This window comes from Paenibacillus sp. FSL P2-0121 (assembly GCF_037975345.1).
Lineage (GTDB): Bacteria > Bacillota > Bacilli > Paenibacillales > Paenibacillaceae > Paenibacillus_AQ > Paenibacillus_AQ odorifer.
On the sequence record NZ_CP150245.1, the window covers coordinates 3,711,586 to 3,735,804 of the forward strand.

The 24,219-nt window shown below is 43.8% G+C and carries 18 protein-coding genes; all 18 read left to right on the forward strand.

The genetic code is table 11. The annotated features are described in order from the left end of the window. Nucleotide 1 precedes the first annotated feature (1 nt). The 18 genes from MKY54_RS16370 (at nucleotide 2) to MKY54_RS16455 (ending at nucleotide 24,178) form a co-directional block, all read left to right on the forward strand. The gene (locus MKY54_RS16370; protein ID WP_339187111.1) at nucleotides 2-6,799 is read left to right on the forward strand and encodes a stalk domain-containing protein; all 6,798 of its coding nucleotides are present in this window, start codon (nucleotides 2-4) and stop codon (nucleotides 6,797-6,799) included. Nucleotides 6,800-7,006: 207 nt separating this feature from the next. Further along, nucleotides 7,007-7,684 carry a response regulator transcription factor gene (locus tag MKY54_RS16375; RefSeq protein ID WP_076126558.1) on the forward strand — a complete coding sequence of 226 codons (678 nt, stop codon included), beginning with the start codon at nucleotides 7,007-7,009 and terminating at the stop codon, nucleotides 7,682-7,684. After that, the gene (locus MKY54_RS16380; RefSeq protein WP_076279713.1) at nucleotides 7,681-8,688 is read left to right on the forward strand and encodes a HAMP domain-containing sensor histidine kinase; all 1,008 of its coding nucleotides are present in this window, start codon (nucleotides 7,681-7,683) and stop codon (nucleotides 8,686-8,688) included. The genes MKY54_RS16375 and MKY54_RS16380 overlap by 4 nt, the downstream gene beginning before the upstream one ends. Before the next feature lie 83 nt (nucleotides 8,689-8,771). Further along, nucleotides 8,772-9,494: an ATP-binding cassette domain-containing protein gene (locus MKY54_RS16385; RefSeq protein ID WP_339187113.1), complete on the forward strand. Its 723-nt coding sequence runs from the start codon at nucleotides 8,772-8,774 to the stop codon at nucleotides 9,492-9,494. Next, on the forward strand, nucleotides 9,491-10,264 hold the full coding sequence (locus MKY54_RS16390; RefSeq protein ID WP_076309489.1) for an ABC transporter permease: 774 nt from the start codon (nucleotides 9,491-9,493) through the stop codon (nucleotides 10,262-10,264). The genes MKY54_RS16385 and MKY54_RS16390 overlap by 4 nt, the downstream gene beginning before the upstream one ends. Further along, nucleotides 10,261-11,019, forward strand: a complete 759-nt coding sequence (locus MKY54_RS16395) for an ABC transporter permease (RefSeq protein ID WP_339187116.1) — start codon at nucleotides 10,261-10,263, stop codon at nucleotides 11,017-11,019. Before MKY54_RS16390 ends, MKY54_RS16395 begins: the two co-directional genes overlap by 4 nt. Nucleotides 11,020-11,209: 190 nt before the next feature. Beyond that, nucleotides 11,210-11,794: a TetR/AcrR family transcriptional regulator gene (locus MKY54_RS16400; protein ID WP_249267693.1), complete on the forward strand. Its 585-nt coding sequence runs from the start codon at nucleotides 11,210-11,212 to the stop codon at nucleotides 11,792-11,794. Nucleotides 11,795-11,950: 156 nt separating this feature from the next. Next, nucleotides 11,951-12,820 (forward strand): NAD(P)-dependent oxidoreductase, encoded by an 870-nt coding sequence (locus MKY54_RS16405; RefSeq protein ID WP_339187119.1) that lies wholly within the window; start codon nucleotides 11,951-11,953, stop codon nucleotides 12,818-12,820. 63 nt (nucleotides 12,821-12,883) lie between these two features. Continuing rightward, on the forward strand, nucleotides 12,884-13,936 hold the full coding sequence (locus tag MKY54_RS16410; protein WP_339187121.1) for an LLM class flavin-dependent oxidoreductase: 1,053 nt from the start codon (nucleotides 12,884-12,886) through the stop codon (nucleotides 13,934-13,936). 60 nt (nucleotides 13,937-13,996) lie between these two features. Then, nucleotides 13,997-14,938 (forward strand): alpha/beta hydrolase, encoded by a 942-nt coding sequence (locus tag MKY54_RS16415; RefSeq protein ID WP_339187123.1) that lies wholly within the window; start codon nucleotides 13,997-13,999, stop codon nucleotides 14,936-14,938. 306 nt (nucleotides 14,939-15,244) lie between these two features. Then, nucleotides 15,245-16,171: an ADP-ribosylglycohydrolase family protein gene (locus MKY54_RS16420; RefSeq protein ID WP_339167951.1), complete on the forward strand. Its 927-nt coding sequence runs from the start codon at nucleotides 15,245-15,247 to the stop codon at nucleotides 16,169-16,171. A gap of 44 nt (nucleotides 16,172-16,215) precedes the next feature. Next, a complete protein-coding gene (locus MKY54_RS16425; protein ID WP_339187125.1) occupies nucleotides 16,216-17,865 on the forward strand; it encodes a DUF6138 family protein in 1,650 nt (549 codons plus the stop codon). After that, a complete protein-coding gene (locus tag MKY54_RS16430; RefSeq protein ID WP_339187128.1) occupies nucleotides 17,862-18,074 on the forward strand; it encodes a hypothetical protein in 213 nt (70 codons plus the stop codon). The genes MKY54_RS16425 and MKY54_RS16430 overlap by 4 nt, the downstream gene beginning before the upstream one ends. A gap of 397 nt (nucleotides 18,075-18,471) precedes the next feature. After that, a complete protein-coding gene (gene pnuC / locus MKY54_RS16435; protein ID WP_248548662.1) occupies nucleotides 18,472-19,152 on the forward strand; it encodes a nicotinamide riboside transporter PnuC in 681 nt (226 codons plus the stop codon). After that, complete coding sequence (locus MKY54_RS16440; protein WP_339187132.1) at nucleotides 19,149-20,159, forward strand: AAA family ATPase; 1,011 nt, start codon at nucleotides 19,149-19,151, stop codon at nucleotides 20,157-20,159. Before pnuC ends, MKY54_RS16440 begins: the two co-directional genes overlap by 4 nt. Before the next feature lie 26 nt (nucleotides 20,160-20,185). Then, nucleotides 20,186-21,073, forward strand: coding sequence for an NUDIX domain-containing protein (locus tag MKY54_RS16445; protein ID WP_339187135.1), 888 nt, complete (start codon nucleotides 20,186-20,188; stop codon nucleotides 21,071-21,073). 2 nt (nucleotides 21,074-21,075) lie between these two features. Further along, nucleotides 21,076-21,627, forward strand: coding sequence for an NADAR family protein (locus MKY54_RS16450; protein ID WP_339187136.1), 552 nt, complete (start codon nucleotides 21,076-21,078; stop codon nucleotides 21,625-21,627). A gap of 595 nt (nucleotides 21,628-22,222) precedes the next feature. Then, nucleotides 22,223-24,178 carry an AraC family transcriptional regulator gene (locus tag MKY54_RS16455; RefSeq protein WP_339187138.1) on the forward strand — a complete coding sequence of 652 codons (1,956 nt, stop codon included), beginning with the start codon at nucleotides 22,223-22,225 and terminating at the stop codon, nucleotides 24,176-24,178. The last annotated feature ends 41 nt before the right edge of the window (nucleotides 24,179-24,219 follow it).

The following is a 24,219-nucleotide window of genomic DNA, read 5'->3' on the forward strand; positions in this document are numbered from 1 at the left end:
AATGATACGATGGAAATGGATGCAAAAAGCTTTGTCGATAGTTACAGCTACAACGTTGGCATTCCCTGGTCTGTTCAGCTTGGCGCCTTCATCCGAAGTGTCAGCTGCGGGAGGGAGCGAATCTTTTGACTCCGTTGTACTAGAATTGACACAAGCGGCAGGTCAAACAGGTAGGGTAAATCTTACGTATAAAGGTTCACCTTTAAGCAGTCTGGTTAAAGGACCGGTTATTGACGAGGTAAGTTATGATTCCAGCAATTCGCAACTTTTAACTGTTAATAATCAGGGGAACATTACTTTATCTAACGGTTATACATTTGCGTCGCCAGATGCTCCGGGCGTCCCGGTGACAATCACGGCCAGGGCGGGTTATTACCCTGACTCAGAAGTGTTATTCATGGAGGACTTCGAGAACAACAATGGTCCGATGACATCTATGAGCAAATTTGGCTCGTCATTCACGCTGTCCGACGCACAGTCCCGTTCTGGATTGAAAGCGATTACACCTTCGGATGATACGAATAATGAAAAGGTATCTCAAGATGTGGCATTGCCGGCTGGCAGCAATTATAAGATGACGGCATGGTATTTTGACCCGTATCCTAATGAGGAGAAGACTGCGACGGATAGAACGCAATTTGCTATTGTAGATGGTAAAAATGCCACCTTTGCCGGGACATTCTATCAAAGTTCAGAGGCAGATGTTATTCATAACCCAACGAAATATACTTGGGCTTATGCACCATCATCAGCGGGTACAGCAGGCAATCGTTGGAAAGATAGCGGGGTTTTACGTTCCACAGGCTGGCATAAATTCGAGTGGCTTTTTACACCGAATGGTGCGACGTTACAAATAGACGGAACATTAATATCCGATTCAGCGCAAAGTGATATTTACAAAGCTATGAAGAGCGGTACAACCATTCAGCCTAAAATAGCTGGAGGATGGAACAGCCAATTAGGGAATAAAGCTTATATTAAAAATAAACATCTAATCGACGATTTTTATGTTGTAAAAGATGTGGCTACAACAACAGGTACCAGAACATTAACAGTGAATTTGGTACCTCCCGGCGGATTGCCAAATTTAGAAATAATCACTCAGCCAACAAAGGCAGAAGTGAAACAAAGTGAGACAGCAACATTTAGCATTACGGCATCAGCCGCTGCTACTGCTTATCAATGGTATGTATCTGATGACGAGACTGGCTTGAGCGGGACAAAAGTCAGCGGAGCTGACAAGGCAGTATTAACACTTTCCAATGTGGACGCAGCTTCACAACAAGGCAATTTTTATTATTGCGAGGTTTCCTCGGCAGAGGGAGTTGTAGTGAAATCCCATGCTGTACCGTTGTTGATAACCACCAATACGCAGGTGAATGCACCAATTAATCCAACGCTTGACTCGGATACGGGTATTTATAATGGCGCTTCCAATTACGGGGATACCCTTGTAACACTGTTCAAAGACGGTGTACCTGTTGGTTATTATTTATCGAAAAATGGGGGACCCGACCAGCCTAACAATCATGAAAGGCATCATGTTCTGCCCTATGCAAGGGCACTGGGAGTGGGCAACTACACTGTTACAGCTATTGTCATAAATAATGCGGGAGATATCAGTGAAGAAGTTGCAGCATCCGGAATATTAAAGATCGAGAAATTGCCTACACCGGCAAATGCCAGATGGAACGGCACATACGCTACATGGGATCGCGTCGCTAACGCATCTGCCTATTCGGTTCAACTCTTCAGTAATGGAGTGGCTAAAGGAAGCCCAATTGCAGCAACAAGCAATGATGCGGCTTTGTCCCCGACTTTAAATGATACATTTAAAATAAAAGCAAACGGCAACGCAACGTCACGATTCTTAGACTCCGATGAGTCAGGGGAGAGTGCACAATATTCAGCGAACATTGCGCTAATTCGCCAGAACGATACATTACGGGCAGGAGATAGAACGCGGTTAATGGTTGACACAGCTGATGTGTTCGTTGCTGATAACATCAGCTTCAGTCCGGCGGATCAAGACAAGGATAAGATTGAAGTTGATGATGCCGGATTCGTGACGGTTAAGAAAGGTTATATTCCGACAGGGAACGAAGAAGTTACTGTACATGTGAGCGTTGATTACTTCAATAAGGCTGACACTAAGTTTTACGATGGATTTGAAGGGGAGAAGAAATTTTCAAATGGTGCGAACGGATATGTTCATAGCGATGTGATGTCCCGTACCGGAGGAAAGGCCGCGACATCAAGCGGCGCCGGTCAGGTGGCGACTGTTCCAGGTACCTATAATTATGCCCCTGCAACCGGTAAGACAACAATCGTTACTGCTTGGTACTATGATGATGGCAGAGCGGCTTCCAATGACCACGCTGTCTTTGGCTTAACCCCATCGTCCAATGAACATATCGCAATAAATTATGGCAATGGAGATGGTGACTGGGCGGCAAATCTGACCAATTACGCAGTCAGGCCTGGTTCATCCGGGAGATTCTATCCTGTAGATGTCAAGCGAAGCGAAGGTTGGCATAAATTTCAATGGTTCGTTACATCAACAGGAACAACCTATAAAATCGATGGACAAGACATTCAAAGGCAAACAACAGCTGGCGGAAATTTTGATACTCCAGTTAAGAACAATATTTCCAAGATCGATGCATTGCAGCTTGCTACGAACTGGGGCAACAAACCTGGAACGGTTAAGGATATACAGAACAGGCATTTTATCGATGACGTATATGTTATCGATAGTGGAATAGCAGCCCAAACCGGAACAGCTTCTATTACGCTAAAGCTCTTGCCTAAAGAGTATAGTCACTTGGAAGACAGCACATATGTTATTGGTCTGGATGACTATAATATCACCGTAAATCCTGATTTAACGGATCTGGCTGGAGTGAAGATCGGCGCTGTAACTCTGCTGCGGGATGTGGATTATACGGTTAGCGGTAATGTATTGAAGATTAACAAAGAATCATTCACAAGAAATAATATCGTGCCGGGAAAATATACCGTTAGACTTGATCTGTATCCTGCCGAAATCACCTTCGAGTTGAACATTGTACCCCTTGAAGTCCGTGATTATTATCTCTCCAATAACGGTGACGATCATGCAGATGGACGCACACCAGCTACGGCATGGAAATCAATCTCCAAGATTAATGAATATGTATTTATGCCAGGTTCAACTATTTATCTGGATGCGAATAGCGTATGGAACGAACAAATCAGACTGCGCGGCAATGGTGAGGAAGGAAATCCGATTACGCTTACAAAATATAATACGACCGACCCTAACCAACGCCCGGTAATTAATGGTGGAGGAACAGCGTCGAGCCCATCAGGCATTTCCTTAAACGGTACCATAGAGTTATATGACGTAAACTATTGGGTAGTCAGTGGAATTGAAGTAACGAACATCGGCAATGCGGCAGGTGACGGCCGCTCCGGTATCGCTGTAATGTCACGGATTTCCAAGCTGGGACAAGGTCAGTTTAATATTCAAGATTATGCTGATGCTCGTATGCAAGGAATCGTCATTCGAGATAACTATGTTCATGATGTTAATGGGCTGCACCAAGCAAATGGAGCAAGTAAGGTATCCGGCGGCATCATTATTAATGGTTATGTGGATATATTGGTTGAAGGCAACAAAACCCTTCGTTGTGATAACGAAGGTATTCGCAATAATGCCTACGGGCCAAGCAATCCTGGGACTAATAACACAGGCATTACTTGGAGTAATTCTAGCTATCCTTGGGCATCCAACGCTGTGTTTAGAAACAACTGGGTTTCTAGTTCGGTTGGAGATGGCATTGTCATGTCCGGCGGGAACAACTCCCTTGTGGAACGAAATGTGGTCACAGACAACGGTTATAGCTATTTAAGCGATAAGAGCGGCAATCTGGTTACGAACTGGGGGCCAAATAATACAACACCAACATATCTAGGTTCGCAAAACTATGCGGCTGCGTGGATTATGGCAAGTAAAGGCACCATCTTCCGCTATAATGAAGCTGTGGATAACCCTTATCATGCAAGTAATGACGGTATGGCTTGGGACATTGACAACTATTGTCAGGACAATGTGTATGAATACAATTACAGCCGAAATAACTATGGTGGTTGGTACTTACAGATGAATGCTGCCAAGGGCAATATCGTTCGCTATAATATTAGCGTGAACGACGGCCGCAGCCCCGATTTTAACAAGAGCTTTAACAGTCTAATATTGCTTGCAGGAGGTTCTTCAACGAGCGAGGAATTAAGTGGCTTATACTATAACAATGTCATCGTCACACCATTGAAGAATAGCAGTTCGTTAGTATTTGACCCGACAGCCTCCAACTTGCACATTTATTTCCAAAATAATATATTTGCCTACACTGGGGCAAACAACCAGGTTGGTCTGAAAGGCGGGGGAACATCAGCTCCATTTGCAGCCGGACGGTTTACGAACAACATTGTATATCCGGCTAATCTTTTTGGCAGTATGAACGCAGGTGGAGGCGGATATCTAGGTGCAGGCGTAACAGCAACAGACAACCGCTATGTAACGGAAGAGGAACTGAATTCTATATTAAAAGACTATAAATCTGCGCCTGAACATTGGATTACCAACAGTGGGACAGTGGATGCCAAGCTTGATTACGATGCGATGAACGGGTTCCGTCTTGCGGATGGTAATAACCTGGCCTATGGTGCAGGTGCCGAGATTGTAAGCCCATATGTGGATCGGGCGAATGCTCTGCCTCATATGACGGAGAGAACAGACTTCTTCGGCAATTCACTTAGCGGTAGAACGCCTTCCATCGGCGCGCACAACCCTTATGCGGTAACTTTTGATTCCAATGGGGGCAGCGAAGTTGCGGTGAAGTTCGCTGACATGGGCGGTACAATTACCGAGCCAACAGCGCCGACAAAAGATAAAACTGTTTTCGGCGGTTGGTATCAAGATAAAGGATTAAACGATGCTTGGAATTTCGATGCTGATCCTGTTACAAGGGATATTGAATTATATGCGAAATGGGCTGAAGACGCAGGTACGGCACCAACGATAATGACGAATTCGCTTGCGGATGGCAAGGTAGGACAACCTTATTCGGCAGTTCTTACCACTGATGGCGATAAGCCGATCAAATGGGCTGTTGTAGAGGGTCAATTACCATCAGGATTGAGCTTGGATGAAGATGTTGGTGTTATCTCTGGTACACCGGATCAATGGGGTCAATTTACGTTCAAAGTTCAAGCAAACAATGACGTTGGCAGTGACACAAAACAGTTCAATATAGTGATCACTGAAGATGTCTCAGTTGATACAGCTCCGGAGGTTATCACTAAGAATTTACCAAATGGCAAAGTTGGACAACCGTATACAGTAACACTAGCGGTATATGGCAGTGAACCGATTTCTTGGAAGGTCCAGGGAGGAGATTTGCCAGTAGATTTGAACCTAGATGAAGCAACAGGCGTTATCTCGGGTACGCCTCTAGAGGCGGGATATTACGAATTCACTGTTGCAGCAACGAATGATTTTGGTAGAGATGAGCGAGCATTGAGCATCGAGATTAAAGAAGATAAGCCAGTGGATACAGCTCCGGAGATTATCACTAAGAATCTGCTAAGCGGCAACGTTGGACAACCGTATACGGTAACATTAGCGGTTTACGGCGACAAACCGATTACCTGGAAAGTGAGTGATAATTATTTACCTGCTGGACTGAATTTAGAAGGAGCTACGGGCGTTATTTCAGGCGTGCCTACTGAAGCGGGAACTTACAAATTCAATATTACGGCTTCCAATCATGCTGGCATGGATACGATAGAGTTAACTATTGTAATTACTACAAATGACAGTGGTGGCAATAATGGCAATAACAATGGCGGCAATTCAAATGGCCACAGCAGTACGCCGACTCCTTCGCCAGAGTCATCAGTAACGGAGCGTATTGATGCTACAATCAAAGAGCAGCTGAAGAAGGGAAATTCCATTAAATTGACGATGTCAGCCGGAAAAGATGAGCTTGAGATTCAAAGCGATACGATCGGTGCGATTATTAATGCCGACAAACCGCTAATCGTTACGAATGACACCGTATCTGTTAAATTGTCCGCTGAATTGTTGAAGCAGTTGAATACAGGAAAGCGGATGAAGGTTGTCATTATACCTGTAGATGAAAGAGGCGGAGCTATAGGGCGGGGATATGAATTAAAGATCTTCGTGGATAGCCGGGAAGTAACGGATTATACAGGGCTTATACCCGTAACCTTCGATCTGTCAAAAGAGAAGTTGTCGACAAACGAGCTTAACTTGTTATGCGGTGTTATGCTTCAATTGAACGGTAACATGGAGCGTTTAGGCGGCAACTATGAGCATGAGACAGGTAATTTTACCTTCACGGCAAAAGGACTAGGTTATCTCTTCGTTACAGCCAAGCCTGAACCTGTGAAATTGGAATTCACTCTAGGAAAGACAGGATATAGATTAAACGGAATCGAAATGAGTATGGACGTTGCTTCAACGGTAGTTAAAGGCAGAACGTTAGTCCCACTGCGCTTCGTTGCCGAGAGCTTAGGAGCAAACATAAGCTGGGATAACGTTACGAAAACCGTAATGATTACTTTGAAAGGTCAGACTTTGTCGATTAAGATCGGTGAACTTGCACCAGCGATGGATGTAGCAGCTGAACTTGTAAACGGTCGTACTATGCTCCCATTACGTTTCATTGCTGAGTATTTTGGTGCAAATATATTCTTCGATAATACTTCGAAATCCATTAGTATCATGAAGTAGTATTTCCTAAAATTAGCAGCTACGCTCGAAACCCTCTAACATGCACTGCCATGTTAGAGGGTTTTCTAGTGTGCGCCCGGCATAGACGATAACTTGGCGGTGAATGTCCTCTATTAACGAACAATAAAATTGTCTTAACTGGAAACAATTCTTTAGATTGTGTTAATCTGTCTAATAGTGAACTCGGTTTAGAAAGAGGGAAGTTACTTGAAAAGAAACGTGTTATATATTGAAGATAATGAGAAGATCGGCAGTTGGGTAAAGGAAGAATTGGAACAACGAGGATTTTCAGTACAGTGGCTGCTTTCTGGTGAAGGAGCTGAAAAAGAAGTAAATCAGCATGAAATCGTTATTTTGGATATCATGTTACCCGGTTTAGACGGATTTACTGTGGGGAAACGATTAAAAAAGGCAGCTCCTGCTGTTCCTATTTTGCTGTTAACTGCTCGAACATCGATAGATGATAAGGTAGAAGGGTTACAATTTGCTGATGACTATTTAACGAAACCATTCCATACGGATGAACTAATTGCTAGATTAGAAGTATTAATCCGTCGAAAGGGCGGAACACATTCCGAACGCATTTCATTAGGGAATTATATTGAAGTAGATCCAGACATCCAAATGGTATTTGATAAACACACAGGAGAAGAAATTATATTGACAGGGAAACAACATCATATTTTGATGTACTTCTTACGCCACCCTAATCAAGTTTTACCAAAAGAACAAATCTATGAAGCCATCTGGGAAGAAGCTTATATCACAGGTGATAAAACATTAATGGTACATATTCATCGACTGCGTCAAAAGCTGGAACGCCATCCAGACTCCCCAGAGATTATTGAAACGTTGAAGGGAATAGGCTATCGGGTGAAACTATGAGACAGACTAAATCACTATTTCGTCGTTTTCTAAAAGGACATTTTCTATTTATCTTTTTACCTCCGATCGTACTTATTTTCTTATCTGCGTTCATTGCGTCTCCTTTTAATGAAGAAGAGCTGAATAAGTTAAATTATTTTTACATTGTACTTCTTGTGTTTGGTTTTATTATTGTCGCATTTGTGGTAATCTCTTGGATTTTCTTCTTGAGACTTCGTAAACGTCTCACCTGCTTACAGGAAGTCATGTCATTTTCAGCTAATCATAACTCATTTCCTAAACCAATAGCTGTTCAAAGTGATCGTATGGATGAAATAGACCAGTTAGGAAGTTCCTTTAATTGGATGATTCAACAGCTTGAAGACAGTCGCAAGCGAGAACATGAAGAGGAATTGTTACGACATCGACTCATCGCGAATTTATCTCACGACTTACGAACGCCGCTTACCATTTTGAGAGGACATGTCACCCGATTAAATAAAGAATCAATGAGTCTAGAAGGACAAAACTCATTATCAGAGATGAACCATACGATTACTAGAGTCGGAGATCTAATGGATGATTTACTTTCCTATACATTGCTTACATCAGGAAAACATCCTTTTGAGCCCACTTCAACAGATATTGGACGTTTAGTAAGAGCATCTGTTGCTGCGTGGTATCCTGTATTTGAAGAAAAAGAAATCCGGATCGAGGTTGATTTACCGACAGAGAAGACTTTTTATTGGGAAGCAGATCCTAAATGGATGACACGTGTTCTGGATAATTTATTTCAGAATATTCTTCGCCATGCAGCAGAGGGGAAATATGTAAACATTGTGGTTGATGTAGAAAAAGAACAGATCATTGTTGCAGACAGAGGTCCGGGGATGGATAACTCTTCCTATGAGCGTGGGGCGGGGATAGGTTTATCGACTTCAAATTATATGTTGAATAAAATGAAGCTTAAAGCTGACTTTACATCAAATGAAAACGGCACAACAGTGGCTATTGGTAGAGCTTAACCTAAAGTTAAACCAGAAGTAAACAGCAGAATAACCGAGATGTAACTTTGCTTCTTTATAATTAGAACCATAACAGAAAGGAAGTGTTATGGTTGCTTACAATTAATAACTTAGTCAAACATCGCGGAACTGGGAAAATCTTATCAGGTATCAGTTTTAAAGCTAGACCTGGCAGAGTAACTGGTTTTCTAGGTCCAAATGGAGCAGGTAAAAGCTCTACACTTCGCATCCTGCTTGGATTAGATCGTGCTACCTCAGGGAGTGCACTAATCAATGGAAAGCCATTCGCAGAATTACATAATCCTGTATCCACAGTAGGTGCCGCACTTGATGGATTCGGTGCTCATCGTATGCGAACAGGACGGGCACACTTGCGTTGGATTGCTCGTGCCGCAGGATTGTCTAACTCACGTGTCGAGGAAGTTCTGGAAATAGTAGGTCTTACTAATGCAGCCGGAAAAAGAGTTGGGAAGTATTCTCTTGGTATGGGGAGGAGACTTGGAATAGCAGCTGCGCTACTCGGTGATCCAAAAGTATTGATTTTAGATGAACCCGTAAATGGGCTCGACCCAGAAGGAATTCGGTGGATTCGGACATTTTTACGTGAACGTGCTGAGTCTGGAAATACGGTGTTGTTATCCAGTCATCTAATGGGAGAGCTTGCAGAGACGGTTGATGATGTGGTGATTATTAAGCATGGAACCATCGTTGCAGATGGAACATTGGAAGAAGTAATAGGTAACTATTCCACGCTGGAGGAAGCCTTTTTTGCCCTGACATCTGAAAATGCGGGTGAAGTTGTATGAGAGCATTCAACGCGGAACTATCTAAATTGTTCTCCTTACCGGGTATTTGGCTTGCTTTTCTCATTGGAGCGTTTGCCCCAGCGCTTATTTCTGCCTTGGACAGCATAGCACAAAAAGAGGAGATTATAGCTGGAGTTAGCACGCGGCTATCGGAAGTTGGCTATATCGGGTTAGCTCTTGGTGTGCAAGGCGTTATTATTCTTGGTGTGCTTGCTGTCAGCAGTGAGTATTTGACAGAGAGCAGTGAATCTGGTGGAGGACAACAGATTACAACGAGTTTAACTGTTGTTTCATCCCGAATTCATTTTTTATTGGCAAAAGCAGGTGCTGTGACTGTGATCAGCATACTGCTTTGTATTGTTGCTATTATGACAACTGTGTCTGCAACGCATCTTATTCTTGGTGAATATGCCCCTGCATTTGAATGGTCCAGACTTATCGGTGCCATTTGTTACTGGACATTCACTGCTCTTTTAGCACTTGGAATTACTTTTCTAACTAAGAATGGCATCCTCCCGCTTGCTGTGCTCATAATAAATTCATCCGTTGTATCATTTAGTGTCCTGTTGTATAGGGTTACAAAGTTGGCGTTTTACTTACCAGATAGGGCTGGCGCTGAAATGTTTATGTTTACGGACAACACGTCCACAGGCAGTTTATTCGAGAGGTTTCACACCCCCTTCACAGGCGGTTTAGTCATGTTTGCCTGGGTAGTCGTTGTTTTCATTGTTGCAGCTATTGTATTCCATAGGAGGGACGTTGCAGCATGAGTGTCTCATCTAGTAGAAAGATAACACAAATCCTGGGTGCTGAACTGGATAAATTAGTTACATTACCATTGATAGGGCTCACTCTTTTGGTTACATTCATTCTTAATTTAGGTTTAGCCGCTGCTTTTACTTCTGTTGATCTACAAGGGGCAGCAGGAACGCAAAATATACTGAATACAGGACTTTCTTCTATGGGATATCTTCAAGCAGGATTCATTATTCTTGGTATCTTAGCTACTTGTTCAGAGTATACAGGGGGACAGATTCGAACTACTTTAACTACGATACCTTGGCGAGGGTTTCAATTATCCACGAAGTATTTGGCCTTGACCATTATAACCATTCCTGCGGCGTCTTTTACTACTGCATCAGGTGTACTATATACCTTTATCATGATGAAAGACACAGCAGTAGTGATTGAAATAGACGAAATGATAAAATCATTAGCAGGTGCAACAGGCTATCTAACTTTAACCACACTTCTCAGTGCAGCTATAGGTGCTTTATTAAGACGAACTACTCCTGCTTTAGTGGTACTGCTTGGCTATTACTTCATTGTCAGTCCATTGTCGAAAGATTTTCTACACAATACTAAATATTTTTTTCCGGATACAGCAGGATATTATATGTATATGCCGCCTTCCTCCGATGAAATAAATGTCCTTACACCAATGGAAGGGACAGGTATTTCCCTGTTATGGACACTGATCTTTATTACAGCAGCTATTAAATTTTACCGTAAACGAGATGCCTAACTCTGAACTAGCTGATTTGATCATTAAACTAGAACAATATGCAACAAACATTGATGTTTGGATAAAAGATGTTTATGAGCAATTCAATGACTAAGTATTTGCTCTTAAGAACGGACACCAATATGAGTGTCCGTTTATTTTATAAATCTGGACTGATCAGTTCAGATATGTTATATTTCAATGACGGGAGGTGTTACTTATCGCTAGGACAAAAGAATTTAACAAAGATCAAGCGCTGCATCAAGCCATGCTGTTGTTTTGGAAAAAAGGATACGAAGCGGCTAGCATACCGGATTTACTAGAGGTGATGGGCATTAGCCGATCCAGCCTTTACGATACGTTTTCCGACAAGCAAACCTTGTATACAGATGCCCTTGAGCATTATAAAAAGGGGAATTTCAATAAGCAGGCTATTCTTGAACATGCATCTAGTGTTAGAGATGGAATTCTTCAATTTTTTGAGTATCATATTGCTTCAGCATACGATACCAGCCTGCCGGGCGGGTGTTTTGTTACGAATGTAGCTACAACATTGGAGTCGCCAGATGAAAAAATTAATGAGTTGATAAAGACTAGTTTTTTGGAATTAGAGCAAGCTTTTTGTGACCTTTTAGAAAAGGGCCAGCAACGGGGAGAAATTGATAAAACGACTGATATCAAAGCGTTGTCTTATTTATTGTTGAATTTACATCAAAGCATTAATATTATGGCCAAAGCAGATCAGAATCCGGAACGTGCAAAAGAGATGATTAGCTTTGTAATAGCAGGAATCTAATTTTTTTTAATTATTTCGGAACGATCGTTCCGTTATCATATTTCCCATATTATGAAAGTGATAATTGAAGAGTATATGTTAGACTATATTTTTTTGATTATTTCGGAACGATCATTCCGTTATTGAGAAACCCATCAAAATAAGGAGAGGTGTCTAATGAAAGTATCGTTTATTGGGCTTGGAAATATGGGGCTCCCAATGGCCCAAAATCTATTGAAAGCGGGTTATGAATTAGTCATCTTTAATCGGACCCCTGAAAAAGTTGAACCCTTAATGAAACAGGGAGCACGATATGCCAAAACACCGCTAGAGGCAGTGAAAGAAAGCAATCTTGTAATTACCATGCTTTCTGATGATGCTGCTTTGAAGGAGGTCGTCGAGGGACCAGATGGTGTTCTGAATGGATTGTCGGAAAATGGAATTCACATCTCTGCCAGTACAATCAGCGTAGATCTGGCTCGAAAATTATCCGTCTCGCATGCGGAGCGAAAGCAACACTTTGTGTCTGCCACGGTGATGGGGCGCCCAGATGCCGCTAAAGAAGCTAAATTGCGTATTATTTTAGCTGGTCCGGAACAAGCAAGACAACGGGTACTTCCTGTTTTAACAGCATTGGGTCAAGAGATAGTAGAGATTGGGGATCACGGCGAAGAAGGGAACGTTGTGAAAATTGGCGTTAACTTTCTAATTGCTTCAATGCTGGAAGCTTTGTCGGAAGTGCAGCTAATGGTAGAAAAGCACGGTATTGATTCGTCCCAATTTATGAATGTCGTGAATGCTCTTTTTCAATCTCCAATATATCAGAACTATGGAGCGATCATGAGCGAACAACGCTTTGAACCGGCCGGTTTTAAAATGAAGCTTGGGTTAAAAGATGTTGCATTGGCTATTGAGGCAGCGAAGTCCGTTCAAACTCCTCTACCTTTAGGTCAGCTTATCCACCATCACTTGTCTGAAGGAATTGCCAATGGTTATGGTGAGTTGGATTGGACGGCTTTAATCCGTTGTCTTGAGCATTCTTCTTAAAAAATTGGGTTGCACCGATGATGTCGGGCGAATTGCAAGAGAAAATATAAGGAGAGATTAACTATGGAAATAGGTGTTACTTCGTTCATAGAAACAAAGCCTAATACTGAGACCGGAGTTGTGATGAGTCACGCACAGCGATTACGAGAAGTCGTCGAAGAAATCGTCCTTGCGGATCAGGTAGGACTTGATGTGTTTGGCATAGGTGAGCATCATCGTGAAGATTATGCAGCTTCATCACCAGCAGTGGTGTTGTCTGCTGCAGCCCCCCTAACAAAGCGGATTCGATTGACGAGTGCTGTGACGGTCCTTTCATCAGCTGATCCTGTCCGTGTGTTTCAGGATTTTGCCACGCTTGACGGCTTATCCAATGGACGTGCCGAGATTATAGCGGGCCGGGGTTCCTTTGTTGAATCCTTTCCGCTTTTTGGGTATGACTTGCATGACTATGAGGATTTATTTAATGAAAACATCGAGCTGCTTCTGAAAATACGGGAATCTGAGAAAGTTACATGGAGTGGAGGACATCGATCAGCGATAAATAATCTGGGTGTATACCCGCGCCCTGTTCAGCACTCTTTACCCATATGGATTGGTAGTGGCGGTACCCAGGAGTCTGCCGTGCGTGCAGGACTTCTGGGCCTGCCATTAGTCCTGGCGATTATCGGTGGAAACCCAACCAATTTTGCACCGCTTGTACAACTGTATAAAAAGGCGGCAGCTCATGCCGGACATGATGTATCGCGGCTTCAGGTAGGTTCACATTCCATCGGATTTGTTGCAGAAGATACGGAACAGGCGGCAGAACTCTTTTTTCCGTCTACCCTGTACGGTATGAATAAGCTCGGCAAAGAACGGGGGTGGGCGTACTACGATCGTTCCAGCTATGATGCTGCCCGACGCTTTGATGGTGCGTTGTATGTAGGGGATCCGGAAACAGTCGCCCAAAAAATAATCCATCTGCGTAAGCATGTAGGGATTACACGATTCATGATGTATGTTCCCTTAAGTACGATGCCGCATGAGTTGGTTATGCGGGCTATAGAACTGCTCGGTACAGAGGTTGCGCCGCGAGTACGAGAGGAAATTGCCAAGTGGGAATCTCAAATGGGATAAGGATTATCTATGAATAAGACGTAAACGAACGAATTCATTATTTTATTTGGAGGGATTATTATGAGTGTTGAACCACGTATACTACCAGAATTAAGAGAGGTTTATTCACAATTTCCTGGGTTTGAATTGGAGAAGAATTTAGAGTGGAGCAGGAGCTTAGTGTCAGCTGCATCCGTGGAAGGATCAGAGCATGTAAACACAACCAGGCGCAAAATCCCGAGGGATGGAGGCGAGATGCTGGTGAAAATTTATGAGCCTGCCGGGCGAACCAATGACTTGTTACCTGCCATGCTATGGATTCACGGGGGCGGATACGTGTTAGGACATCCGGATATGGACGACGAATTATGCGAACGTTTTGTTCAGACAGCTGAATGTATAGTCGTATCGGTTGATTATAGGCTTGCTCCCGAGCACCCTTATCCGGCGGCGATCGAAGATTGTTATGCTGGATTGGTATGGATGACGGAGGAGGCAGCCTTGCTAGGCATTGATGTGGATCGGGTTGCAATTGCCGGTGCTAGCAGTGGCGGCGGACTGACAGCAGCACTCGCGCTGATGGCGCGTGATAAAGGAGGACCGTCTCTTATTTTCCAAATGCCATTATACCCGATGCTTGACAACCGAAACATCACACCGTCCAGTCATGAGATTACGGAAGCAGGCGCAATCTGGAACCGAACAGACAACATAGCAGCTTGGAACATGTACCTGGGCGAGGAGAGCGATGTCAGAGGAGAATCTACTTATGCAGTACCCTCGAGAGAGGAGAACTTGGCAGGTTTGCCGCCAGCCTATACTTGTATAGGTCAGCTCGATCTATTCCGAGACGAGACAATGGAGTATGTGGCACGACTTGCACAAGCAGGTGTAGATGTTGAATTCCACCTGTATCCCGGTTGTTTTCACCTTTTCGAAATTTTCGCTCCAGAAACAGAAGTGAGTCAGCGCGCTGTTCAGGGCTATATGGATGCGATGGCCCGGGCACTTCATCCTAGCTAATTATAGGGACTAAAATAAACTGCGAATACGCAGAAAAAGTTGATTGGTTATTTAAGTAGAGACACGTAATTATTCGGGAAGTATTCAAAAAAAAGATGAGGTTGTTGATTTTAAAAACAGCCTCATCTTTTGTTATATATTATTGATTTCAAAAAGGGCTTAGATTACTATCGTATTGTTCATTGGAAGCTTATTTCTTCAATTTTTATTTACATGATGCAAAACAGTTTAAATATTGATAGGGTAGGCTTATATATTTGTAGACAGCTTGATCCAAATTATATCTAGTGATAAGGAGAATACAACATGTGGGATAAGATTAAGGGTGGGCTTTACGGCTTATTGATTGGAGATGCTCTTGGTGTCCCCTATGAATTCAGATCAGCGGAGCAGCTCCCACCTCTGGAGCAGATTGAGTTTACTCCTCCTGTGGGCTTTCAGCCCACCTACCGAGATGTTCCAGCCGGCACCTGGTCGGATGATGGTGCGCAGGCACTATGTCTGCTGGAGAGTCTGATCGATAAAGGTACACTGGAGCTAACTGATTTTGCTGACAAATTGGTCGACTGGTATCATGAAGGTAGATGGGCAGTAGCCCAACAAGTTTTTGATGTTGGAATACAAACCAGTCGTACGTTGTCTACTTATTACCAAGGAATGTCCCCTTACGAGAGTGGCAATACAGTTCCTGATGGGAAAGGGAATGGGGCGCTAATGCGCGTGCTACCACTTGCCTTGTGGCACAAAGGAACAGATAAACAACTCGTTCAGGATGCACATACTCAATGCCTTGTAACTCATGCACATATCTGTAATCAGGTATGTTGTGCCTTCTATGTGTTAATTGCACGTGAACTGTTGCAAGAGCAAGACTTCAATCTGTGCTACCGAACTGCTCTTAGCAAGCTTCGAACGATCTACCAGCAGATGCCTGAGCATGAACGGGAGCTCGAAGAGAACATTCATCCAGATAAAGTATTCTATGGCGAAGGATCTGGTTATGTCGTAGATTCCTTGTTCAGTGCGTGTATGATCCTCCAAACCTGCACTTCCTACGAAGATGCCGTCAAACGAGCAGTTGCCTTAGGCAACGACACGGATACAACGGCCTGTATCACAGGTGGTCTTGCCGGAATCCGATATGGCTATGAGCATATCCCTCAGCGCTGGATCAACCAGCTGCGAGAGGCAGATCTGGTTGATCAACTGCTTCTCCGTCTTCAAACTGCATGAGGTGTACTAAGTTCTATTAGCATTAACAATGAGGAGGAGTGGGAATGAACGCAGCAGTACAGAGGTTTTTAGACGATGTGTGGAGCGAGATGATAACCATATACAACAAAGAGACTATAAGAATAAATGAATTCATAGGAAATCGTCCGCTCCAGGCAGGGATAAAGGATTATCTTCAGGTAGCTTGGCGTGACGGAAAAATACATATTGATGTTGAAGAACCGTTTGATTGGACAGACAGCTCTTATAAAATCGAAGCAGGTCCTTATATCGCCGAACTCACGGATGAATTAATTAGATCTGAACTTTACCCGGCTTTATGCAAGAGAGTGGAGGAGCTTTTTTTATCAGAGAAGTTAGGTCCTCGTTTTTTTGATTACCGATTCCAGATCGTACTTTCCTTTGAAATGGAGGACGAAGACTTAACACTTTGCGTGCATCTGGTTAACGAAGAGAAGCTGAACGAACTCCGCAAATCATTACAGAAGTTTATAACATCCAAAATCATGTCTAATCTTCCCGTATTGCCGAGTGTTGATGACCAGTTTTTCTTTTCTCATCACTTGATGAACCCTGATCTTATGAAGCAAGAAGAAAATACGGTTGGCCCATTAATTGAGCATTTATCCGACAAGCTCAGAAGTAATAGGCGACGCTTAGACGAATGGACTGGCCAGTATACTTTGGCTATGGATAATTGGATTCAAAATATTTTTCTTCCACGCTATTTTGTGCGTACAGGCAGCTTTAGAATGGATTGGATACCTAAAGAGGATATGGCGCTTATGGATCCGAATGCAGATCAACTTTCCTTTTTTGTATATGCCGCTCTGCAAATTGGAAAAACGAAACCGGACATCCGGGAACAATATTTGAAACTAGCTGTCCAGCTTGGTTCAAAACACGCAGCGGAGTATATCCAGGGGGGAAGCGGGAAATTCACTCCAGTATATAAAGGGACCCGTGTTGAAGTTGATAATAATGATGTAACGCAGAGCATTGAAGTCCGGATTTTGAACGAGGAGGAAGCAGCTTATGGAGAAGCATTGGATCACATTACCCAATTGCTGCAGCAGGGATTCCCGAAGGAATATAACCTGAAGCTGAAAAGCAAACAAAAGAACTATCTTCCTCTAAAAAAAATGGCTAAATCAGGTCTTCATCAGTTTTTTGCTGGTGCACTAGCCTATCCGTCTCTTTTTCCTAAGCTGGCTGCGTATGCGGATATCGCTATGGAGCCCTATGCGTGGTACAAGGACACGGAACCGGGTGAAAAGTCGGTCATGCCTAGTACCTATGCTGTACTCGGATTAGGATTATATAGCAAGGAATATTTCTCACTCGTCTCTCGTTATATGGAGATGGTAGATTCGGAGCACCAAATGATACAGGATAGTTATGCGGAGACCTTTATTGATGCGCACGGCGTGGAGGCTGAGCTTATGCCAGTCCTAGTAGACATCCTGCTAGCAGGAAATGAGGAAGCAAGATCTGTCAAAAACTTCGTGATCGATCGGGTCGAGCTTGCAGAAGCGCTGCTTCAAGAGCTGTCGCCTAAAGAAATATATGAACGGGAGCAGGTTATATATCGGATATTCGGAAGCCGTGCAAAGCTGGAAAAAGCCGTGAAGTCAGAGCAGACGGAACTTGAGCTTAGTGTTATTCTCTCGGAGCTGCTGACTCTTATAAGTTGATTACGATATGTAAAAATGGAATTCTCTATTGGTTCGGGCAGGAAGAAGAAGATGATGTTTTTATTGTGGCTTCAGTGGAGCCAAGTGGTTTATCATTTTATGCACAGATGAGTAATAGTGATTGGAGTTCTTGGATAGAGAGATTTAAATTGGAGGCGACAAAAGTATTAGGATTTGATGTTGGTGAACCCGAAGACGGGTTTATGTAATGAAGTGCACAATTTAATTGTGGGGATGATTTCGTGTTTACTGAAATGGTAGCTCAGTATTTACCTCTTCTCTTAGAAAAAGAGGGTGATTATTTATTTGAGTAGAAAGACGGAATAGTAAACCTTAAAAAACAGTCCACCTATTGGTACGTTAGTTGAACAAGATTAGAGGAAATCCCTTTTAATAGGGGTTTCTTTTTATTTTTACAAATTTAAAGTTAGTTCTGTTGAGAAGCCTTAAATAAGTACCTGTCTGTGGAAATAGGAAAAATTTGCTTGCCCTTCGCAGAATTTTCTGTTACTTTTGATAGTAACAATATGTTATTATCACAACGATACTAAGTACAACTAATTTTTTTCGCTCTATGAATGAGTGGAAAAAGCGGAGGGATGCAAGATGAAAAAGGTGGCGGCTAACTGGAATCTGTTCGAAATTACGTGGTTGATACTATTTACCTCAATCGCTGTCGGGTTTACAGTGATTACAAAGGACTCTTTATTCGGATTCACGGTATTTATTACTGGGGTGTTATGCGTGGTGCTTGCAGCGAAGGGCAACCTGATGAGCTATGTTTTCGGCATGTACAATACCATCGGTTATGCTTATTTGGCCTATATTAACGGTTTGTTTGGAGAGGTTTTGCTGAATCTGCTATTCTTTGTTCCAATGAATGTTATTGGCTTCTACATGTGGAAAAATAATCGCCAAAAAGACGGTAGACTGACCATGCGGCAGATGGATCTTAGAAGACTGCTCCTCGTTGGGATGGTCTGTGTAATCGGCTGTTTGCTGCTCGGATTTGGGCTTTCGTTCATTCCGGGACAGAATTCGCCTTACATTGATGCCACTACAACGGTGCTGTCTGTTGTGGCGACCTTCTTAATGGTTAGAAGATTCAAGGAACAATGGCTGGTCTATATCGTGCTAAATCTCTTTACGGTGCTGCTGTGGGCGATTCGCATGCTGGAGGGCAGCGGGGAAGGCCTACTGATGATCGTGATGTGGAGCGCGTATCTGGTCAACGCAGTTTACGGGTACTATATTTGGAATAAAGGGGCGAAGGAGGTGGCGGCATGAACACGCTTGGACTAACACTGGGGAAGTTTGCCCCGCTGCATAAAGGTCATCAGTTCATGATTGAAACGGCGCTACAAGAGGTCGATGAATTGATCCTAGTCATTTACGAAACGACAGTCACTCCGATCCCGCTTCATGTCCGGGCAAATTGGATTCGCAGGCTCTATCCGGAAGTCCGGGTAATCGAAGCTTGGGATGGTCCGGATGGGTATTCGGATGACAGGGAGCATGAGGTTCGGGAAGAACAGTATATACTCGGTTTGCTGAACGGAGAGCAAGTAACGCATTTTTACTCGAGCGAATTCTACGGCAAACATATGAGTCTCGCTTTGGGTGCAATAGACCGGCGGGTGGATGAAGCCCGAGAACGGGTCCCGATCTCAGCAACGATGGTCCGTTCCAATCCATATCAGTACAGGGAGTTCGTAAGTGATATCGTGTACCGGGATTTGATCACGAAAGTGGTGTTCGTTGGAGCAATGTCGACGGGTAAGTCGACGATCACCGAAGCGCTGGCACGGCGATATTGCACGACGTTTGCGAGCGAATACGGACGTGATTATTGGACCGAACATCAGGTGGACCGCCGAATCGGCTTGGAAGCGTTCGATGAAATCGCAGTGGGTCATATCGAGCGCGAAGAACAGGCAATGCATGCGGCGAACCGGGTTCTGTTCGTCGATACCAATGCGATCACGACGTATATGTTCGCCCTGGATTACCACGGCCGGGCCCCCGAGCTGTTAACCCGCATCGCTCTGGAGAACGCGCAACGTTATGATCTGTTCTTTTTATGCGCTGACGATATTCCTTACGACGATACGTGGGACCGCAGCGGGGATCAGAAGCGGCATATCTTTCATAAACAGATTATCGCGGATTTGAAGGAGCGGCGGATCCCCTATATTACGCTGCGGGGGAGTCTGGAGGAACGTATTCGCAGGGTTGATGAAGTGTTGGCGAAGTTCGAGCCCTACGGGAACTATTTCGGAGAGCTGAACGGTTAAATCAAATATAAAGGAGGCGTACCCACTTGGATTTGTTGGATAAGGATGGACTTATGGAACGCGAATTTTTGGAGCAATACAGAGCAGGGGATTACGAGCGGCCTTCAGTGACAACGGATATGGTTATCTTCACTGTGACGGAAGACGAGGCTGACAGTTATCGCAAACTACCAGAAAAAGAGCTACGCGTCCTACTAATTCGCCGGGGGGCTCACCCCTTCCTGGGCAAATGGGCGCTGCCTGGCGGTTTTGTCCGGCCGAATGAGACGACTGAGCAGGCAGCAGTAAGGGAACTATGCGAGGAAACCGGCGTGGAAGATGTTTATCTGGAGCAGCTGTATACGTTCAGTGATATCGGGCGCGACCCACGAACCTGGGTAATAAGCTGCAGCTATATGGCTCTGATTAACAGCGACAAGTTGGAGTTAAAGGCAGGAGATGATGCAGCAGACGCCGCCTGGTTCAAGGTATCCTATCGGCCGCTGCGGGAGCAAAAAGAACTGATTGTGGACGGATACATCAAGACGCTGGAGTACGAACTCAAACTAAGCAGTGAAGAAGAAGTACTTTCGGCGGTCGTGGCGAGGACTATGACAGCGAAGACTACATCGACTGGCACGGATTATGAGATCGTATCGAATGACGGATTGGCCTTCGACCATGCGAAGATCATAGCATGCGCTATTGATCGGTTACGGGGAAAAGTGAATTACACCGATATTGCACTGCACTTGATGCCGAAGCTTTTTACCTTGACGGAACTGCAGCAGGTTTATGAGGTAATTATGGATAAAGAGCTGTTGAAGGCGGCCTTCCGGCGTAAAGTAGCCGATCTTGTAATGGAGACCGATCATTATACCGAAAATGCGGGGCATAGACCATCCCGCTTATATCGGAGAAATTTGGAGGGTTAACGATGATTTACAATATCGATGAGTTAAGAAAAGCATATAACGAGGGAAAAAAGTTCAAATTCGTGTTTTTTTGGGGACATACACCGCCTAAGGACGGGAGCGTTGATAAAAGCTGCTTCAGCCAATGGTGGATGTGCCCGTTCACGGTAGAGGGAACGCAGTACTCATGCGCCGAGCAGTTTATGATGGCCGAGAAGGCAAGGTTGTTCGGCGATGACGAAATGCTGGAGTCCATCCTTAAAGCTAAGCATCCAAAGGAGATGAAGGCTTTTGGACGTGCGGTCCAAAACTTTGACAAAGATATTTGGGATAAGGAATGTTACAGCATCGTCAAAAGAGCCAGCTTGGCCAAATTTTCGCAGAATCCGAAGCTTAACGATTATCTTAACTCGACGAAGAACCGCATCCTCGTCGAGGCTAGCCCGCGGGACCGTATTTGGGGGATCGGCATGGGCCAGTCCAATCCGGATGCTGAGAATCCCATGAAATGGCGGGGCAGAAATCTGCTGGGGTTAGCACTGACGGAAGCGCGGGACGAGTTGCTGCGGAGTTAGATTTATACAAGATTAAATTAATGGACTTGAGGAAATCAATGACAGGATGAGGGATGACCGTGAAATATACCGATTATATCTGCCTGAAAACAGGAAGATACCAATCAGTAGGAAAGTTTGGCGATAATATTATGCATATGAGGTCCTTACGGGGGTAACCGACTCCCCGGAGTACCATCAAATTTCTAAGGCGGAATTCGATTCTTTTGAAACTTGGAGCCAAGAGTACATTTCGGATCTTAAAAAAATGTATGAAATCATTAACCGCCCCGTTATCTGCAGCGGCTACTTAGGGAGAGCGGAACTAAATCTTTCACTGCTTCGGAATATTTAGCTGTAAATAATATCTTCTACTGAGAGTATAGAAACAATTCTTCGCTCAGAGGACAAGAACATAGTCTCACGGGATGCCGCGCTGTGCGCGGCTTTTTTTATCGGTACAAGTGCTTGTCTTTTGTTTAGGGCAAGAACTTGTCCCCAATGTCACTTAATGATGATATACTTACCTCATTAATTATGATATTGATAATCAATATCAATTGAATTGATAGGTGATATATAAATTGCAAAAGGTGAGATGAAGGAGCGCAGATAGATGCAAGACGAAGCAGCAGCAAGCCAGGTATTTACACCGGAGATGATCGATACGATGGCCCACATTTGGACACGTTCGATCATTACATTAATAGATGTACGTTTTCAGAATGTAGCGTCCCAATACCCGTTGGAGCAGTATAAAATGCCTAGTAGCATGTTTATCTATGCATGTGGAGGAGAAGCACAAATTCAACTGAATGAAACCACATTTGGAATGGAACGCTTTGGTTTAGTTCACGGAGGGAAGGGGAGCCTGCTCAGTATTTCGCCTAAAGGGGAGAATGTGAAGACCTTTATGGTATTTTATAAAGCAGAATTACCTCTTTTTTTCAAGAGGCACCTGCAGCAATTACTCGAGGAAGTAAATCCATTTGTTCAACAGTATGGTTATACACCAAGTAATCCTATCTTGCTACTCGATTGGTTTCAACAGATGATGAATGGCTGGAACCGCGGCAAAGCGATGGATCAGTTGCAGGCCAAAAGTTTTCTATATCAATTGATACATGGGGTGTACAGAGATTTTGAGAGTGGGGAGATTCGGTATCTCCAGCCAGATCCAGCCTGTTCTGCCAAGATATATCTCGATAAACATTACATGCGGCCGATTATGTTCCAAGAAATTGCCGATATGTTTGGGATCAGTGGCGGGCAATTGACGCGGCTGTTCAAAAAAAAGGAAGGCATCAGCTTACAGGAGTACCTCATTCAGAGAAGGATTGAAGCTGCCTGCCATGACTTGAAACATACAGAAGCAACCATTAAAGAGATCGCAACAGGATCTGGTTTTGCAGATGAGAAAAATTTGTTTCGGATGTTTAAGAAGTATTACAAGATGACGCCAAGTGATTATCGGAAAATAAACGCACTATCTATGCAGGTTGATGGTATTGATAATGATTCTCATTTTCTTTACTATGAGAGGGAACTAGCGGGTCTAGTCCAGTCTTATAGAGAAGGGGAATCAACCATGTTTGGAAAAGTAAGAAGTAAAGAAATGATCTTGGCGGCGACGATGAGCTTGATGCTGTTATTGTCGGCATGTGCGTCGGGAACGCCATCGAATAACGGGGGAACGGTGAATTCAAACCCTGCGCAGACACAACAGACGACACAACCGGAAGCTTCAGAAGCAGTCTCGCAGACGAGAACGATATCCACAGTAAAGGGTGACGTTAAGGTACCGAACAACCCTCAGCGTGTTGTAGTCGATTATTTGGTTGGTGATGTGGTGGCCCTAGGTGTAACTCCTTTAGGGGTGGCGAGAGCGGCAAGGGACGGGAAAGAGGCTGTTTTTGCTAACCAGATTACAGACTCTATTAAAATAGCTATGGAGCCGGAAGATGTCATGACTCTTGAGCCTGATCTGATCATTTTAGCATGGGGCGATGAAAATTATGAAGATTTATCCAAAATTGCCCCGACAATTTATGTCCCTTATGGTGATATGACTACAGAAGAGCGGATACATTTTATTGGTGATGTTTTGAACAAGCAGGAAGAGGCTAAGGCTGTTCTGAGTGCTTATGCCGGAAAAATAGAAGAAGCGAAGCTAGCCCTTCAGAATGCAGGTCTTTCAGACGTGACGATTACTATGGGGGAATTCAGTGATAAAAGTAACTACATCGCTGGAGCCAAGCATGCGGTTGGCGAGCTTGTTTATAATGGACTTAAAATGAAGGCACCTTCAAAAGTTCAAACTGATATTATTGACACAGATAAATATTGGGGAGATATCTCTATGGAGGTCTTGGCTGCTTACATAGGGGATTATCTAATCGCTATAGGAGATACGGAAGTCCCTACTGATAATGCGGTCTGGAAATCGCTACCTGCTGTGCAACATAATCGGATCATATCGGTGGGTACATCGCTATCTTGGTCCACGGATATAATGACTTCCAGTGCATTGATTGATCATATTGTAAATCAATTGCTGGCTATGGCTAGATAAGGATTTTGACGAGGTAAAAAGAAGTACTCCAATTTGTAAAT